The organism is Streptomyces sp. NPDC002776, assembly GCF_053592195.1.
The window spans coordinates 243,878-259,718 of record NZ_JBSFVG010000011.1; the positions used below are offsets into that span (position 1 = coordinate 243,878).

13 protein-coding genes and 2 pseudogenes are annotated in these 15,841 nt (G+C 72.3%); 7 read left to right on the forward strand and 8 right to left on the reverse strand.

The window, feature by feature from the left end; genetic code table 11:
• Positions 1-66 precede the first annotated feature (66 nt).
• The gene (locus ACWD11_RS23300) at positions 67-861 is read left to right on the forward strand and encodes a metal-dependent hydrolase (RefSeq protein WP_451285202.1); all 795 of its coding nucleotides are present in this window, start codon (positions 67-69) and stop codon (positions 859-861) included.
• Positions 862-881: 20 nt separating this feature from the next.
• Here ACWD11_RS23300 and ACWD11_RS23305 read toward each other — a convergent pair whose 3' ends face one another.
• From ACWD11_RS23305 to ACWD11_RS23325, 5 genes and pseudogenes are all read right to left on the reverse strand, one after another.
• Complete coding sequence (locus ACWD11_RS23305) at positions 882-1,142, reverse strand: type B 50S ribosomal protein L31 (RefSeq protein WP_389417672.1); 261 nt, start codon at positions 1,140-1,142, stop codon at positions 882-884.
• A 33-nt stretch (positions 1,143-1,175) separates the two neighbouring features.
• Positions 1,176-1,646 carry a DUF5709 domain-containing protein gene (locus ACWD11_RS23310; RefSeq protein WP_451285204.1) on the reverse strand — a complete coding sequence of 157 codons (471 nt, stop codon included), beginning with the start codon at positions 1,644-1,646 and terminating at the stop codon, positions 1,176-1,178.
• A 279-nt stretch (positions 1,647-1,925) separates the two neighbouring features.
• Entirely contained in the window at positions 1,926-3,743 is a 1,818-nt protein-coding gene (locus tag ACWD11_RS23315; protein ID WP_389417674.1) for an ABC transporter ATP-binding protein, read from the reverse strand.
• Positions 3,740-5,824 carry an ABC transporter transmembrane domain-containing protein gene (locus ACWD11_RS23320; RefSeq protein WP_451285207.1) on the reverse strand — a complete coding sequence of 695 codons (2,085 nt, stop codon included), beginning with the start codon at positions 5,822-5,824 and terminating at the stop codon, positions 3,740-3,742. The genes ACWD11_RS23315 and ACWD11_RS23320 overlap by 4 nt, the downstream gene beginning before the upstream one ends.
• Before the next feature lie 296 nt (positions 5,825-6,120).
• Positions 6,121-6,261, reverse strand: a pseudogene (locus ACWD11_RS23325) (peptide-N4-asparagine amidase); the annotation flags it as partial.
• Between ACWD11_RS23325 and ACWD11_RS23330 the strand changes: the two are divergent.
• Positions 6,256-7,134, forward strand: a pseudogene (locus tag ACWD11_RS23330) (peptide-N4-asparagine amidase); the annotation flags it as partial. The pseudogenes ACWD11_RS23325 and ACWD11_RS23330 overlap by 6 nt on opposite strands.
• Positions 7,135-7,185: 51 nt before the next feature.
• Here ACWD11_RS23330 and ACWD11_RS23335 read toward each other — a convergent pair.
• On the reverse strand, positions 7,186-7,629 hold the full coding sequence (locus tag ACWD11_RS23335) for a MarR family winged helix-turn-helix transcriptional regulator (RefSeq protein ID WP_389417678.1): 444 nt from the start codon (positions 7,627-7,629) through the stop codon (positions 7,186-7,188).
• A gap of 91 nt (positions 7,630-7,720) precedes the next feature.
• On the opposite strand from ACWD11_RS23335, the gene ACWD11_RS23340 reads away from it, so the two are divergent.
• Both ACWD11_RS23340 and mltG read left to right on the forward strand, forming a co-directional pair.
• Positions 7,721-9,523, forward strand: a complete 1,803-nt coding sequence (locus ACWD11_RS23340) for an ABC transporter ATP-binding protein (protein WP_451285209.1) — start codon at positions 7,721-7,723, stop codon at positions 9,521-9,523.
• 43 nt (positions 9,524-9,566) lie between these two features.
• Positions 9,567-10,415, forward strand: coding sequence for an endolytic transglycosylase MltG (mltG, locus tag ACWD11_RS23345; protein ID WP_451285211.1), 849 nt, complete (start codon positions 9,567-9,569; stop codon positions 10,413-10,415).
• A 12-nt stretch (positions 10,416-10,427) separates the two neighbouring features.
• Here mltG and ACWD11_RS23350 read toward each other — a convergent pair whose 3' ends face one another.
• A complete protein-coding gene (locus ACWD11_RS23350; RefSeq protein WP_451285213.1) occupies positions 10,428-11,498 on the reverse strand; it encodes an NAD(P)-binding domain-containing protein in 1,071 nt (356 codons plus the stop codon).
• A 110-nt stretch (positions 11,499-11,608) separates the two neighbouring features.
• On the opposite strand from ACWD11_RS23350, the gene ACWD11_RS23355 reads away from it, so the two are divergent.
• A complete protein-coding gene (locus ACWD11_RS23355) occupies positions 11,609-12,031 on the forward strand; it encodes a secondary thiamine-phosphate synthase enzyme YjbQ (RefSeq protein ID WP_389417682.1) in 423 nt (140 codons plus the stop codon).
• A gap of 202 nt (positions 12,032-12,233) precedes the next feature.
• On the opposite strand, the gene ACWD11_RS23360 is transcribed toward ACWD11_RS23355, so the two are convergent.
• Positions 12,234-13,727 (reverse strand): SulP family inorganic anion transporter, encoded by a 1,494-nt coding sequence (locus ACWD11_RS23360; protein WP_451285250.1) that lies wholly within the window; start codon positions 13,725-13,727, stop codon positions 12,234-12,236.
• 271 nt (positions 13,728-13,998) lie between these two features.
• Between ACWD11_RS23360 and ACWD11_RS23365 the strand changes: the two genes are divergently transcribed.
• Both ACWD11_RS23365 and ACWD11_RS23370 read left to right on the forward strand, forming a co-directional pair.
• The gene (locus ACWD11_RS23365; protein ID WP_389417683.1) at positions 13,999-14,856 is read left to right on the forward strand and encodes an ABC transporter ATP-binding protein; all 858 of its coding nucleotides are present in this window, start codon (positions 13,999-14,001) and stop codon (positions 14,854-14,856) included.
• A complete protein-coding gene (locus tag ACWD11_RS23370) occupies positions 14,853-15,839 on the forward strand; it encodes an ABC transporter substrate-binding protein (protein ID WP_389417684.1) in 987 nt (328 codons plus the stop codon). The genes ACWD11_RS23365 and ACWD11_RS23370 overlap by 4 nt, the downstream gene beginning before the upstream one ends.
• Positions 15,840-15,841: the final 2 nt, after the last annotated feature.

Sequence of the window (15,841 nt, forward strand, 5' to 3'; positions counted from 1 at the left end):
CGACGACACGTCGGCGCACTCCGTCAACTGGACAGCGGCACACGAGGAATGGGGCGGGCAACGGCCATGATGGGACCAGCACACTCACTGTCGGGCGCCGCCGCCTGGCTGGGCGTCGGGGCGGCTGCCGCCGCGACCGGGCGCCCGATGCCCTGGCCCGTCGTGCTGGTCGGCGCACTGGTCTGTGCCGGTGCTGCGCTGGCCCCGGACCTCGATCACAAGGCGGCCACCATCTCCCGGGCCTTCGGTCCGCTCTCCCGTGGGCTGTGCGAGATCGTCGACAAGCTCTCCTACGCCGTCTACAAGGCGACCAAGAAGCAGGGCGACCCGCGCCGCTCCGGCGGTCACCGCACGCTCACGCACACCTGGCTGTGGGCGGTCCTGATCGGTGCGGGCGCCTCTGCGCTGGCGGTCAACGGTGGGCGGTGGGCGGTGCTGGGGATCCTCTTCGCGCACGTGGTGCTGGCCATCGAGGGTCTGCTGTGGCGGGCGACGCGGGGATCCGGCAGCGATGTCCTGGTCTGGCTGCTGGGGGCGACCAGCGCCTGGATCCTGGCGGGGGTGCTGGCCAAGCCGGGCAACGGCGCGGACTGGCTGTTCACGGAGCCGGGCCAGGAGTATCTGTGGCTCGGGCTGCCGATCGCGCTGGGGGCGCTGGTGCACGACATCGGGGACGCGCTGACGGTGTCGGGCTGCCCGATCCTGTGGCCGATCCCGCTGGGCCGCAAGCGCTGGTACCCGATCGGGCCGCCGAAGGTCCTGCGGTTCCGGGCGGGCAGCTGGGTGGAGCTGAAGGTGCTGATGCCGGCGTTCATGCTGCTCGGCGGCGTGGGCGGTGCCGCGGCCCTCAACGTGATCTGAGCGAGCCAGGCCCTTGCGGGTCAGGTTCCTTCGGCGCCTGCCCCGCCGTAGCGGCGCTCGAAGCGGGCGACCCGGCCCTCCGAGTCCACCGTGCGTGCCTTGCCGGTGTAGAAGGGGTGGCTCTCCGAGGAGATCTCCACATCCACGACCGGGTAGGTCTCGCCGTCGTCCCACTCGATGGTCTCGCCGCTGGTCGCGGTGGACCGGGTGAGGAAGGCGTAGCCGGCGGCGCGGTCCCGGAAGACGACCGGCTGGTAGTCGGGGTGCTTGTCCTGCTGCATGGCGGCTCCTCGTGGGCTGTCCTGACGGCTGCGTCAGCCGGACAGGGACTCCTCGTCGACGATGTGCATGGCGGCCTCCTCGGCCGAGGCCGCGGCGCCGTCGATGCCGACGTCCGTGGCGACCAGCGCGGGTTCCTCGTCCTCGTGGGCGCCCTCGTCGGGGGCGACGAGGCGGCCGGAGCGGACGGCGCCGACCTCGTTGTCCAGCAGTTCGCCGTCGGTGCCCTCGCAGTCGCCGAGGCCGTCGCCGTCGGGGGTGACGAGATCGGGCAGCTCCTCGGCGAGCCGCTGGTCCAGGGTCTCGCCCTGGTGGCGCTCCGCGGCCGTCACACCGTTGTGCTCCACCGCCCATGGTCGCTCCGGCGGGGACCAGCCGCGGTCGAGAGGATCGTCGACGCCGTCGTTGTCCAGGGTGTCCTCGGCGTCGAGCAGCCCCGCGTCGTCCTGGATCTCGGACGCGTCGGGCTGGTAGACGTCGTCCCCCCATCCGTCGGCGCTGTTCACGGGTACCTCCAGGTGGTGGGGACGGGCCCGTCGTCACCGCGATCGGCGACAGGCCGGCGCGCGGGGCACTGGTTGCGCCCGACGCGTGCCGCATGCTTCCCGGGTGCTCCCCGAACCGGTGCCGCTATCCACCCTTCCACCCCTTTTCACCCCCGCGCAACGGCACAGCTCCGGGGCGGGAGGGATCGGTCGTCGGGCGCCGTACCGGGCCGGAGGGGCGTTCCCTCCGGCCCGGGACGGGTGCACCCGGCACCGACGGCCCGGGCCCGGCTGGTGGTCTCAGCCGTGCCAGGACTGCCAGAGCGCCGCGTAGGCGCCCTTCGCCGCGACCAGTTCGTCGTGGCTGCCCAGCTCGCTGATGCGGCCGTTCTCGACGACGGCGATGACGTCGGCGTCGTGGGCGGTGTGCAGGCGGTGGGCGATGGCCACCACCGTGCGGCCCTCCAGGACGCGGGCCAGCGAGCGTTCCAGATGGCGGGCGGCCCGTGGGTCGAGCAGGGACGTCGCCTCGTCCAGGACCAGCGTGTGCGGGTCGGCCAGCACCAGCCGGGCCAGGGCGATCTGCTGCGCCTGCGCCGGGGTCAGTGCGAAGCCGCCCGAGCCGACCTCGGTGTCCAGGCCGTCGTCGAGCGCGCGGGCCCAGCCGTCCGCGTCGACCGCCCCGAGCGCCGCCCACAGCTCGGCGTCGACGGCGTCGTCCGCCACCCCCGCCTTCGACGGCAGACGCGAGTGAGGCAGGGCGAGCAGCAGGTTGTCGCGCAGGGAGCCCACGAAGACGTGGTGCTCCTGGTTGACGAGGGCCACATGCTCGCGGACCCGCTCGGCCGGCATCCGGGACAGCTCCGCGCCGCCGAGGGCGATGCGGCCCTTACGGGGCGCGTAGATCCCGGCGAGCAGCCGCCCCAGCGTGGACTTCCCCGCGCCGGAAGGGCCGACCAGTGCCAGCCGGGTGCCGGGGGCCACCTCCAGGGACACCTTGCGCAGGACGTCCACGCCTTCGAGGTAGCCGAAGTGCACCCGGTCGGCGTGGACGTCACGTCCGTCGGGAGCGAGCGAGGCGTCCCCGGCGTCCGGCTCGATGTCCCGGACCCCGACGAGGCGGGCCAGCGACACCTGGGCGACCTGGAGCTCGTCGTACCAGCGCAGGATCAGGCCGACCGGGTCGACGAGCATCTGCGCGATGAGCGCCCCCGTGGTCAGCTCACCGACCCCGATCCAGCCCTGGAGCACGAACACGCCGCCGAGCATGAGGACCGAGCCGAGGACGGTGACATGGGTGACGTTGATGACCGGGAAGAGCACCGACCGCAGCCAGAGGGTGTAGCGCTCCCAGGCGGTCCACTCCCGCACCCGCTGCTTGGACAGTTCGATCCGGCGGTCGGCGAGCCGGTGGGCCTCGACCGTGCGGCCGGCGTCCACCGTCTCGGCCAGGGCGGCGGCGACGGCCGCGTAGCCGGCGGCTTCCGAGCGGTAGGCGGCGGGCGCCCGCTTGAAGTACCAGCGGCAGCCGACGACCAGCAGCGGTACGGCGACCAGCACCGCGGCGCCCAGGGGCGGCGCGGTGATCACCAGTCCGCCCAGCAGCAGGGCCGCCCACACGACGCCGATGGCCAGCTGGGGCACGGCTTCGCGCATGGCGTTGGCGAGCCGGTCGATGTCGGTGGTGATCCGGGACAGCAGATCGCCGGTCCCGGCGCGTTCCAGCACGCCGGGCGGCAGTCCGACGGACCGGACCAGGAAGTCCTCGCGCAGGTCGGCCAGCATCCGCTCGCCGAGTATCGCGCCGCGCAGCCGCACCTGCTGGACGAACACCGCCTGGATGACGAGTGCGACCAGGAACAGCGAGACGGTGAGCCCCAGATGGAGCTCACGGGCCCCGTCCGACACCCGCTCGACCAGCCCGCCGAGCAGCCACGGCCCGGCCATGGAGGCCACGACGGCGGCGGTGTTGACGGCGATCAGGAGCAGGAAGGACCGGCGGTGCCGGCGGAACAGTTCGGTCACGTAGTCCCTTACGGTGGCCGGGGCGCCGACGGGCAGGGTGTTCGCCGTCGTCGGGGCGGCGGGGTCGTAGGCCGGTGGCGCGACGCCGATCATGCGCTCTCCTCGATTTCTTCCCGTGCGTCCAGCCGTGCGGCGCCCGCCAGCGGGGAGTCGCCCCCGAGCCGGGAACCGCGGCCCCGCCTCGCATCCGCGTCCTGCCGCGCATCCTCTTCCTGCCTCGCATCCCCGTCCGGCCGAGGGTGCGGTCCGGTGTCCGGCCGCGAGTCCAGCCGGGGGGCGAGCCCCGCGTCCGGCCGGGAATCGACCCCGGTGCCCAGCCCGGTGTCCGGCCGGGAATCGACCCCGGTGCCCAGCCCGGTGTCCGGTCGGGAACCGGCCCCGGTGTCCGGCCCACCGTCCCCGTCCGCCCCCGCAGCCTCCCGCAGTGCCGTCTCCTCGTCCGTCTCCCGCGTCACCACGGCCCGGTACAGCGGCTCCTTGTGCAGCAGCTCCCGGTGTTCGCCGACCGCCGTGACCTCGCCGTCGTGGACGAGGACGACCCGTTCGGCCCGGTCCAGGAGCAGCGGCGAGGAGGTGAACACCACGGTGGTGCGCCCCGCGCGCAGTTCCCGGAGGCCGTCCGCGATCCGCGCCTCCGTGTGGGAGTCCACGGCGGAGGTGGGTTCGTCGAGGACGAGCACCTCCGGGTCCGTCACCAGCGACCGGGCCAGAGCAAGGCGCTGGCGCTGGCCGCCGGACAGGGACCGGCCGCGCTCGGTGATGAGCGCGTCCATCGGATCCGCGGCGTCGAGCGAGCCCTGGGCCAGCGCGGCCAGCACATCCGCGCACTGGGCCGCCGCCAGCGCCTGTGCCGAGCCGATCGCGCCCGAGTTGGGCACGTCCAGCAGTTCGCGCAGGGTGCCGGACAGCAGTACCGGGTCCTTGTCCTGGACGAGGACGGCCGTGCGGGCGGTGCCGAGCGGCAGTTCGTCCAGCGGTACTCCGCCCAGCAGGACCGATGTGCCGGCCTCGGAGGGGTGGCCGCCGAGCCGTTCGGCCAGGCGTCCCGCCGCGTCCGGGTCGCCGCACACCACGGCGGTGAACCGGCCCGCGGGCACGAGCAGTCCGGTGGCCGGGTCGTACAGGTCACCCGACGGCAGGTCCGCCGCGCGCGACCCGGCGGTGCCCCGGTCGTCGACGGCTCGCTCCAGTGACAGCACCCCAGCGGCCCGCCGAGCCGCGGGGCGCGAGAAGGAGTAGGCCATGGCGATCTCTTCGAAGTGCCGCAGAGGGTAGGTGAGCAGCATGATCGAGCTGTAGGCGGTGACCAGTTCACCGACGGCGATGCGGCCGTCGCGGGCGAGATGGACGCCGTACCAGACCACCGCGATCAGCAGCAGGCCGGGCAGCAGGACCTGGATCGCGGCGATCAGGGCCCACATCCGGGCGCTGCGCACGGCGGCGTGCCGGACCTCCTGGGAAGCGCTGCGGTAGCGGTCGAGGAAGAGTTCCTCGCCGCCGATGCCGCGCAGCACGCGCAGCCCCGCGACAGTGTCGGAGGCCAGTTCGGTGGCGCGGCCCGCCTTCTCGCGCTGGACGTCGGCACGCCGGGTGGCCCGGGGGAGCAGCGGCAGCACCGCCAGCGCCAGGACCGGGAGGCCGACGGCGACGATCACGCCGAGCGCGGGCTGGTAGAGCACCAGGCCGACGCAGACCAGCACGATGGTGACCGCGGCCGCGGTGAACCGGGAGACGGCCTCCACGAACCAGCCGATCCGCTCGACGTCACCGGTGGAGACGGCGACGACCTCGCCGGCCGCGACGCGCCGGGTCAGCGCGGAGCCGAGCAGGGCGGCCTTGCGGGCGAGCAGTTGCTGGACGCGGGCCGCGGCGACGATCCAGTTGGTGACGGCGGCCCGGTGCAGGAAGGTGTCGCCGAGGGCGTTGCCGGCGCAGGCGACCGCCAGCAGTCCGCCGGCGAGGGCGAGCCGGCTGCCGGAGCGGTCCACGACGGCCTGGATGGCGAGTCCGACGCAGAACGGCAGCGAGGCGACGGACACGAAGTGCACCAGGCCCCAGGCCAGCGCCTTCAGCTGTCCGCCCAGCTGGTTCCGGAAGAGCCACCACAGGAAGCGGGGTCCCGAGCGGGCGTCCGGGACGCCTGGGTCGGGATACGGAAGGTCTTGAATCTGCATGACGTCCCAGTGGCTCGGGTCGGGGGCGGAGAGGCGGGCACCGCGCGCTGCGGCAGCAAACCGTGACAGGTTCGCGTCGCAGCGTGGTCGGGGGCAACCGGTTTTTCCGCACAGCCGAAACGATCCGGCTGTCCCCTGGGACCCCACCGGACCCAGAGGTTCCGGCAGCCGCGGGACCCACGGCTGGCCGACCCGCCCGCACGCCTCCCGTACCCCTCCCGTCTCCGCTCCGATTCACGCCGTACCGCGGCACGTACACCCCGCCCGCCGACTGCGGCGACCGCTGGAACAAGGTCGTGCTGTGTGACGTCCTTCTCGACGGACCATGCGATGCCGTCCGGCGAGGGCTGCGGGATCGAGGTGCGTAAGATCTCGACTCCGCCCACGCTGACGTGGCCGAGGCGGTCGTACTGACGGCCCTTGACCTTGCCGTCCAGGCCAGGGTGGACGGCCGACTGGCCGGTGTCGCCGCGCCCTTCCCGCACGTGTGGACCGGCGGCTGGTCCCATCCCTTCCTCTGGTACGTCGTTCCCGGACCGTGCGCCTCCGACGTCCGGCCGATCACCTACGACCTGACGCCGTTCGCCGGGATCCTCAACGGCGGTTGCCCGCACGACACCCAGGTCTCCGTCGCCGGACTGCCCGAAGGCAGGCCCGGCTGGAGTGCCCCCGTCGACATCCTGGTCCGGCAGGACGAGGGCCGCGCCCGCGTCACCGGCGCGCTCACCGCGCACCGGGACCAGGGCCTCGCCAACTGCTCGACGTACACGTCCGGTTCGGAGCACCGGGTGGACACCGAGAGCGGGCACCGGCCGGCCGTCGCCGGATACGTCGACACCTCGCACGGCCGGGTGACCACCACCGTCCGCAGGTCACTGGCGCACACCTCCGTCCATCGCTGGACCGACGGCGAGACCATGGACGCACTCGACGCCACCTGGCGCGACGACGAGTCGGTGACGGTCGACGGACCCGGACCGGCCAGGACGATGCGCACGGACCGGACATACACGATGGACGGCACGACCACGCTCGGCGCGGACGACCGGCTGCGCACCGTGCTGCGCCTCGGCGACCGGGCGTCGGCCGTCACCACGCGCGACGGGCGGCGCACCGCCTGGTCGGGACTGGACGACACCTACGCCGGTGACGCGACCTGGACCGTGAACGTGCCGCGCGACCGACGCCGCGCGGTGGGCACGTCGAGCGAGCGCTACCGGCTGTACGGCTCACACGTGCCCGGCGGCTGCTACGACCGCAAGCTGGCCACCGACCAGGGCGTACTGACGGAGGATCGGGAGAGCTGCTGAACGACAGGCTGCTGAACGACAGCGCGTCGGATCACCGTCCGCCCCCGGCGCTCAGCAGCGGTTGACCCCGTCCACCAGGGTGTCCAACAGCCCGCCGAGCACCTCGCGCTGGCCGTCCGTGAGCGGCGCGAGGATCTCCTGGGCCGCCGAGCGGCGTGCCCCGTGCAGTGCCCGCAGCGCCTTGACCCCGTCCTCGGTGAGCTCGATCCGGATCACCCGCCGGTTCGTCGGATCCGGCACCCGGCGCACCTTGCCGCTCGCCTCCAGGCCGTCGACCAGCGAGGTGACGGCCCGCGGAACCACTTCGAGACGCTCGGCGAGGTCGGCCATCCGGGGCGGCGAGGGGTAGTGCGCGAGGGTGCGCAGCAGCCTGGACTGGGCCGGGGTGACGCCCAGTCCGGACTGCTCGATGTGCCGCTTCTGGATCCGGTGCACACGCCGGGTGAACCGCAGCAGTTGCTCGGCGAGCGTGCCGTCGGGATCTGGGGTGGTCATACGGGAACAATATCAGGACGTAGTTCATTGTGAGCATAGGTAACAATGAGCTAAGCTCCGTCAGTCCCGTCTCACCCCTCCGTAGGAGCCCATGCATCCCGATCGCGAACCCGTCTGGACACCGCCGACCGAGGCCGCACAGCAGCCCCGGCAGGTGCGCCGCATCCTGCGTCTGTTCCGCCCCTACCGCGGTCGCCTCGCCGTCGTCGGCCTGCTGGTCGGTGCCGCCTCGCTGGTGTCCGTGGCCACGCCGTTCCTGCTGAAGGCGATCCTCGACGTCGCCATTCCCGAGGGCCGCACCGGGCTGCTCAGCCTGCTCGCCCTGGGCATGATCCTCAGCGCCGTCCTCACCAGCGTCTTCGGCGTCCTGCAGACCCTGATCTCCACCACCGTCGGCCAGCGCGTCATGCACGATCTGCGCACCGCCGTCTACGGCCGCCTGCAGCGGATGTCGCTGGCCTTCTTCACCCGGACCCGCACCGGCGAGGTGCAGTCCCGGATCGCGAACGACATCGGCGGCATGCAGGCCACCGTCACCTCCACCGCCACCTCGCTGGTCGCCAACTTCACCAGCGTCGTCGCCACGATCGCCGCGATGCTCGTCCTCGACTGGCGGCTGACCACGGTCTCGCTGCTGCTGCTCCCGGTGTTCGTGTGGATCAGCCGCCGGGTCGGCAACGAACGCAAGAAGATCACCACCCAGCGCCAGAAGCAGATGGCCGCGATGGCCGCCACGGTCACCGAGTCGCTCTCCGTCAGCGGCATCCTGCTGGGGCGCACGATGGGCCGTTCCGACTCGCTCACGCAGTCCTTCGCGGTGGAGTCCGAGGGCCTTGTCGACCTCGAAGTGCGTTCCAACATGGCCGGCCGCTGGCGCATGGCCGTGATCACGATCGTCATGGCCGCGATGCCCGCCGTCATCTACTGGACCGCGGGCCTGGCCCTGAAGTTCAGCGGCCCGGAGGTCTCGATCGGCACGATCGTCGCCTTCGTCTCGCTCCAGCAGGGCCTGTTCCGCCCGGCCGTCAGTCTGCTCGGCACCGGCGTCCAGATCCAGGCCTCGCTCGCCCTGTTCCAGCGCATCTTCGAATACCTCGACCTGCCCATCGACATCACCGAGCCCGAACGCCCGGTCCGCCTCGACAAGATCAGGGGCGAGGTCCGCTTCGAGAACGTCGAGTTCCGCTACGACGACGAGGGCGCCCCCATCCTCGACGGCGTCGACCTCGCCGTCCCCGCCGGTGGAAGTCTCGCGGTCGTCGGCCCCACCGGCGCGGGCAAGTCCACGCTCGGTCACCTGGTGCCGCGGCTCTACGACGTCACCGGCGGCCGGGTCACCCTCGACGGAGTCGACGTCCGCGACCTGGACTTCGACACCCTGGCCCGGGCGGTCGGCGTCGTCTCGCAGGAGACGTACCTCTTCCATGCCTCGGTCGCCGACAACCTGCGCTTCGCCAAGCCGGACGCCACCGACGAGGAACTGCACGAGGCGGCGCGGGCGGCGCAGATCCACGACCACATCGCGTCGCTGCCCGAGGGGTACGACACCGTGGTCGGCGAGCGCGGTCACCGCTTCTCCGGCGGTGAGAAGCAGCGCCTGGCCATCGCCCGGACCATCCTGCGCGACCCCCCGGTGCTGATCCTCGACGAGGCGACCAGCGCCCTGGACACCCGTACCGAACGGGCCGTGCAGGAGGCCATCGACGCGCTCTCGGCCGACCGCACCACGCTCACGATCGCGCACCGGCTGTCCACGATCCGGGGCGCCGACCAGATCGTCGTCCTGGACTCCGGACGGGCCGTCGAACGCGGCACGCACGAGGAACTGCTGGGGCGGGACGGGCGGTACGCGGCGCTGGTCCGCCGGGACGCCCAACTGGAGCCGACAAGATGAAGATATGCCGGGTTTGTGAGCTTTAGCGGGTTACCGTGCCCGCATGCAGATGAACACTCCGTCACGGAACACGATCCGACTGACGCGCCGGGGCCGACTCGTCCTCATCGCGACCGGGGCCGTCGTGGCCGGCACCGCCGTGGCGGTGCCGCTGCTCAGCCTGGGCGGCGAGGAGGAGAAGAAGCCCACCACCCTGGTGATCCCGGAGGGCTGGCGGGCCGGCCAGATCTACGAGGCCGTCGACAAGGCGCTCGCCCTGCCCGCGGGCAGCACCAAGAAGTCCTTGGCGAAGGCGAATCTGAAACTGCCGAACGACGCCGAGGGCAACCCGGAGGGCTATCTCTTCCCGGCGACCTACCCGCTGGAGCGGAACGGCAAGAAGGCGACGCCCGAGCAACTGCTGTCGTACATGGTCGACACCGCCAACAAGAAGTTCAACGGGGCCCCGATCGCCGCGGGCGCGCAGCGCAACGCCATGAACGTCTACCAGGCGGTCACCATCGCGAGCATCATCCAGGCCGAGGCGGCGACCAAGGCGGACATGGGCAAGGTGGCCCGGGTCGTCTTCAACCGGCTGGAGCGCGGCATGCCGCTGCAGATGGACTCCACCATCAACTACGCCCTCAACCGGGCGACGCTGAAGACCACCGAGGCCGACACCCGGATCGACAGCCCCTACAACTCGTACCAGCGCATGGGGCTCCCGCCGACCCCGATCGACAACCCGGGCGAGGACGCGGTGCGTGCCGCGATCAGTCCCACCCCGGGCGACTGGCTGTACTTCGTCACGGTCAAGCCCGGCGACACCCGCTTCACCGCCGACTACGCCGAGCACCAGCGCAATGTCGCCGAGTTCAACCGCAGCCAGCAGAGCTCGCCGAAGGCGAAGTGACCGGGCGGGGCATCACGCGGCCAGCGGCTGCTCCGCGGCCAGCAGCCGCCTGATGTCCCGTACGGCCGCGCGGCCGGCCCGGTTGGCGCCGATGGTGCTCGCCGAGGGGCCGTAGCCGACGAGGTGGATCCGCGGGTCGGCGACCGCCCTGGTCCCCTCGAGCCGGATCCCGCCGCCCGGCTCGCGCAGCTTCAGCGGTGCCAGATGGTCGACGGCGGCCCGAAAACCGGTCGCCCACAGGATGACGTCGGCCCGCACGCGCCGGCCGTCGGCCCACTCGACGCCCTCCGGAGTGATCCGGTCGAACATGGGCTGCCGGTCGAGCACGCCGTCCGCGAGTCCCTGCCGGATCGCGTCGTTGAGCGGCAGCCCGGTCACCGACACCACGCTCTTCGGCGGCAGCCCCTGCCGCACCCGCTCCTCCACCAGCGCCACCGCGGCCCGGCCCGCCTCCTCGTCGAAGGGGCCTTCGCGGAAGACCGGGGGCCGCCGGGTGACCCAGGTGGTCGCGGCCGCGTACGGGGCGATCTCCAGCAGGTGCTGCGTCCCGGACGCGCCTGAGCCCACGACGACCACCCGCAGCCCCGCGAACTCCTGGGGCCCCGGGTACTGCGCGGTGTGCAACTGCCGCCCGCGGAAGCCCTCCTGACCGGGATAGCGCGGCCAGAACGGGCGGTCCCAGGTGCCGGTGGCGTTGATCAGTGCCCGGGTCGACCAGACCCCGGCCGAGGTCTCCACGAGCAGCCGCCCGCCCTCGCCCTCGCGCACCGCCCGCACGTCCATCGGCCGCCGTACCCGCAGGTCGAAGGCGCGCTCGTAGGCGGCGAAGTACTCGGCGATCACCTCGGCGGACGGCCGCGCCGGATCGGCCCCGGTCAGCTCCATGCCGGGCAGCGCGTGCATCCCGTGCACCTTGCCGTACGTCAGCGAAGGCCACCGGAACTGCCAGGCGCCACCCGGGCCGGGGGAATGGTCCAGCACGACGAAGTCACGCTCCGGCACGAACCCGGCGCGCCGCAGGTGATAGGCGCCGGCGAGCCCCGCCTGCCCGGCGCCTATGACGACTGCCTCGGTGTTGTTCACGCTTCCACCAACTCCACCGGGGCCGGAGATCTTCCCGAGCCGCTGCCGCCCGCCGGGGACAGGGACGCGTCGGCGCCGCGGCGGCGGTCGGATGACGGAGGATGGAAGGCATGTCAGACGCCTTCACCACTCGAGTTCTCCAGGTCGCCTCCGGCACCGCGGAGACGGTCATCGATCTCACCCGCGACTGCGAGTCCTTCCTCCGGGAGTCGGCCGGCGGCCGGGACGGCCTGCTGAACATCTTCGTCCCGCACGCCACGGCCGGCATCGCCGTCATCGAGACCGGCGCCGGCAGCGACGACGATCTCCTGGCCGCCCTTCACACCCTGCTCCCGGCCGACGACCGCTGGCAGCACCGCCACGGCAGCCCGGGCCACGGCCGCGACCACGTCCTCCCGGCCCTCGTGCCCCCGCACGCGACGCTCCCCGTGCTGAACGGGCGCCTGGAACTGGGGACCTGGCAGTCGGTGTGCCTGGTGGACACGAACAAGGACAACCCCAATCGGCAGGTACGGCTGAGCTTCTTCGGCTGACCTAGCCGGACAGGCTCAACGGCACTGGCCGCGCGGTCGGTTCGCGCCGCGCTCTCGGCCCGGCATCCGAACCCGTACGAACATTGCCGGGAACCGGCAGTGCGCGGGCGGTGGCCGGTCGGGCACGATGGCTCGCGGGGAGCACCGCGGATGGTTCCGGTGCCGGGCACCGGCAGGGTGTGCGGCACCGGAACCACGTCGGTCAGTGGCCGCCGGTGAGTTCCCCGCTGAGCCGCTGGTGCAGGTGGGCGCTGGGCCCGTTCAGGCCGGTGATCTCCACCCGCTTGCCGCGCTGGGCGTACTTCGCCTCGACCGAGTCCAGGGCGGCGACGGAGGACGCGTCCCAGATGTGCGCGGCGGACAGGTCGATGACCACGCGCTCCGGGTCGGTGGCGTAGGAGAAGCGGCCGACGAGGTCGTTGGACGAGGCGAAGAACAGCTCGCCCGTCACCCGGTAGACCACGCTGCCGCCGTCGGGGTCGGTGACGGCGGTGACCTCGGCGAGCCGGGCGACGCGCCGGGCGAAGACGGCCATCGCGGTGACCGAGCCGGCGACGACGCCGATGGCGAGGTTGTGGGTGGCGACCACGCACGCGACCGTGACCACCATGACGGTGATCTCCCCGACGGGCATCCGCCGCAGCGTCTTCGGGGCGACGGAGTGCCAGTCGAAGGTGGCGACCGACACCATGACCATCACCGCGACCAGGGCCGCCATGGGAATGTCGGAGACGACCGGCCCGAAGACGATGCACAGCACCATCAGGAACGCGCCCGCCAAGAACGTCGACAGACGGGTGCGGGCGCCGGAGACCCGTACGTTGATCATCGTCTGGCCGATCATGGCGCAGCCGCCCATGCCGCCGAAGAACCCGGTGACGATGTTGGCGACGCCCTGGCCGACGGACTCGCGCGTCTTGGAGGAGGCGGTGTCGGTGATGTCGTCCACCAGCTTGGCGGTCATCAGCGACTCCATCAGGCCGACCAGCGCCATCGCCAGCGCGTACGGAGCGATGGTCGTCAGCGTGTCCAGGGTGAACGGCACGTCCGGCAGGCCGGGCACCGGCAGCGCGGACGGCAGCTCCCCCTTGTCGCCCACGGTCGGCACCGCGATCCCGGCCGCGACGGTGAGGACGGTCAGGACGGTGATGGAGACCAGCGGCGCCGGGATCACCGTGGTGACCCGCGGGAAGAACACCATCAGCGCCAGCCCCGCGGCGAGCAGCGGATAGACCGGCCAGGGCACGTCCGTCAGCTCCGGGACCTGCGCCATGAAGATCAGGATCGCCAGGGAGTTGACGAAGCCGACCATCACGCTGCGCGGCACGAACCGCATCAGCCTGGCCACGCCCAGCGAGCCGAGGACGATCTGGATGACGCCGGCGAGGATGACGGCGGCGACGAGATAGCCGAAGCCGTGCTCGCGGTTGAGCGGGGCGATGACCAGGGCGACGGCGCCGGTGGCGGCGGAGATCATGGCCGGCCGGCCGCCGACCACGGCGATGGTGACGGCCATGGTGAACGAGGCGAACAGCCCGATGGCCGGATCGACCCCGGCGATGATCGAGAAGGAGATCGCCTCCGGGATCAGCGCGAGGGCGACCACCAGACCGGCCAGCACCTCGGTGCGCAGCACCTTCGGGTCGGACAGCCACGACGGACGTCGGGAGCCGCGCAGCCACGCGGCCGGCGACAGTACGGAGAAGGACAAGACGAGGGGAACCTGTCGTGCTCGGGCACACCCGGCAGCAGGGGCGGGCACGCGACGGAAGAGGGATACGGGGCGCACCGCACGACCGGTCAGGGGGGCGGCGATGCGACGACCGGGCGGCGCACGGGGGCTTCGTCGGCCCCGACGCGGCGGACAGCCGGTCCGATGACCTGGGCAAGCCTACCTGCCGCGGCCGAACCGGCCGGCCGCACCGGCCCCCGTGAAGATCGAATTTAGGTTAGGCTAACCTCTGTCCGTGCGATCAAGCGAAGAGATCCCCGCGGCCGTGACGGCCCGCGGTCATGAACTGTCGGCCACCGGCGTCACCGTGGCCTACGACGGCGTGGACGTCGTGCACGACGCGGCCGTGACCCTGCGGCCCGGCCAGGTGACCGTGCTGGTGGGGCCGAACGGCAGCGGGAAGTCGACGCTGCTGCGGACGATCGCGCGGTTGCAGCGGCCCAGGACCGCCACCCTCGTCGTCGACGGCACCGACGGTCTGGCGCTGTCCCCGCGCGAGTTCTCCCGCCGGGTGGCCCTGCTGACCCAGGGGCGCCCCACCCCGAGCGGGCTGACCGTACGGGACGTCGTCGAGTTCGGCCGCTACCCCTACCGGGGCCGCTGGGGCAGGGCGGACCCGGACGGGCCGGCCGCGGTGGACCGCGCGCTGGCCATGACGGGGGTCGCCGAACTCGCCGAGCGCGGCGCCGAGCACCTCTCCGGCGGACAGCTCCAGCGGGTCTGGCTCGCGAGCTGCCTCGCGCAGGAGACCGGCGTACTGCTCCTGGACGAGCCCACGACCTACCTCGACCTGCGGTACCAGATCGAACTGCTCGACCTGGTCCGCGACCTCGCGGACGACCACGGGATCGCGGTGGGCGCGGTCCTGCACGACCTGGACCAGGCCGCCGCCCTCGCCGACCGGATCGTCCTGCTGCACCAGGGCCGGATCGTCGCGGACGGACTCCCCGAAGACGTCCTGACGGCCGAGCGGCTGACCGACACCTACGGCATCCGCATCGACGTCGACACCGACCCCCTCACCGGCCGGCTGCGCACCCGCGCGATCGGCCGACACCACCAGCGAAGCGAAAGGCTCAGCACACCCTCATGAGACGCCTCCTCCTCACCGCGGCGGCCGCCACCGCCGCGGCCCTCACCCTGACCGCCTGCGGAACCACCGAGCCCGCCGCCGACAGCGCCGAGGCCACGAAGACCGCCGAGCGCATCACCCTCACCGACGCCTCCGGGACGAAGGTCGAACTCGACGGACCCGCCACCAAGGTCGTCGGCACCGAGTGGCACGAGGTCGAGCTGCTGATATCGCTGGGCGTGGACCCGGTCGGCGTCGCCGACGTCAAGGGGTACAAGACCTGGGACCAGGCGGTGCCGCTGACGAACGAGCCCAAGGACATCGGCACCCGCGGCGAGCCCAGCACGGACACGATCGCCGCGCTGAAGCCGGACCTCATCGTCGCCAGCACCGACCTGCCGCCCGCCGCCGTGAAGCAGCTGCGCGAGGTCGCCCCGGTGGTCGAGGTGAAGTCCGCCGACGCCGCCGACCCGATCGGGCACATGACGGACAACCTCGACCTGCTCGCCAAGGCCACCGGCACCACCGAGCAGGCCGGCAAGATCAAGGAAGCCTTCGACGCCAAGCTCGCCGAGGGCAAGAAGGCCCTCGCCGACGCCGGTCTCGCCGGCGCCGAGTACGCCTTCGCCGACGGCTACGACATCTCCAACCAGGTCTCCATCCGCCCCTTCACCAGCGGCTCCCTCATCGGCGCGGTCAACGAGCGGCTCGGCCTGAAGAACGCCTGGACCGTCAAGGGCGACGAGAGCTACGGCCTGGGCGCCACCGACGTCGAGGGCCTCACCAAGCTCAGCGACGACGTGCACTTCGCCTACATCGGCAACGACGGCGACAAGAGCAGCACCCCGTTCACCGGCGCCCTGGCCAAGGACAAGGTGTGGACCTCGCTGCCGTTCGTGAAGAAGGGCAACGTCCACCGGCTGGACGACGGCATCTGGATGTTCGGCGGTCCCGAGTCGATGAACCAGTATGTCGACTCCGTCGTCGCCGCGCTGACGAAGTAACG

What these genes read in the sequence shown, in the direction of transcription:
- ACWD11_RS23300 (WP_451285202.1), top strand. Translation starts at nt 67, where the DNA reads ATGATGGGACCAGCACACTCACTGTCGGGCGCCGCCGCCTGGCTGGGC.
- ACWD11_RS23305 (WP_389417672.1), bottom strand. Translation starts at nt 1,142, where the DNA reads ATGCAGCAGGACAAGCACCCCGACTACCAGCCGGTCGTCTTCCGGGAC.
- ACWD11_RS23315 (WP_389417674.1), bottom strand. Translation starts at nt 3,743, where the DNA reads ATGATCGGCGTCGCGCCACCGGCCTACGACCCCGCCGCCCCGACGACG.
- ACWD11_RS23320 (WP_451285207.1), bottom strand. Translation starts at nt 5,824, where the DNA reads ATGCAGATTCAAGACCTTCCGTATCCCGACCCAGGCGTCCCGGACGCC.
- ACWD11_RS23335 (WP_389417678.1), bottom strand. Translation starts at nt 7,629, where the DNA reads ATGACCACCCCAGATCCCGACGGCACGCTCGCCGAGCAACTGCTGCGG.
- ACWD11_RS23340 (WP_451285209.1), top strand. Translation starts at nt 7,721, where the DNA reads ATGCATCCCGATCGCGAACCCGTCTGGACACCGCCGACCGAGGCCGCA.
- mltG (WP_451285211.1), top strand. Translation starts at nt 9,567, where the DNA reads ATGCAGATGAACACTCCGTCACGGAACACGATCCGACTGACGCGCCGG.
- ACWD11_RS23355 (WP_389417682.1), top strand. Translation starts at nt 11,609, where the DNA reads ATGTCAGACGCCTTCACCACTCGAGTTCTCCAGGTCGCCTCCGGCACC.
- ACWD11_RS23370 (WP_389417684.1), top strand. Translation starts at nt 14,853, where the DNA reads ATGAGACGCCTCCTCCTCACCGCGGCGGCCGCCACCGCCGCGGCCCTC.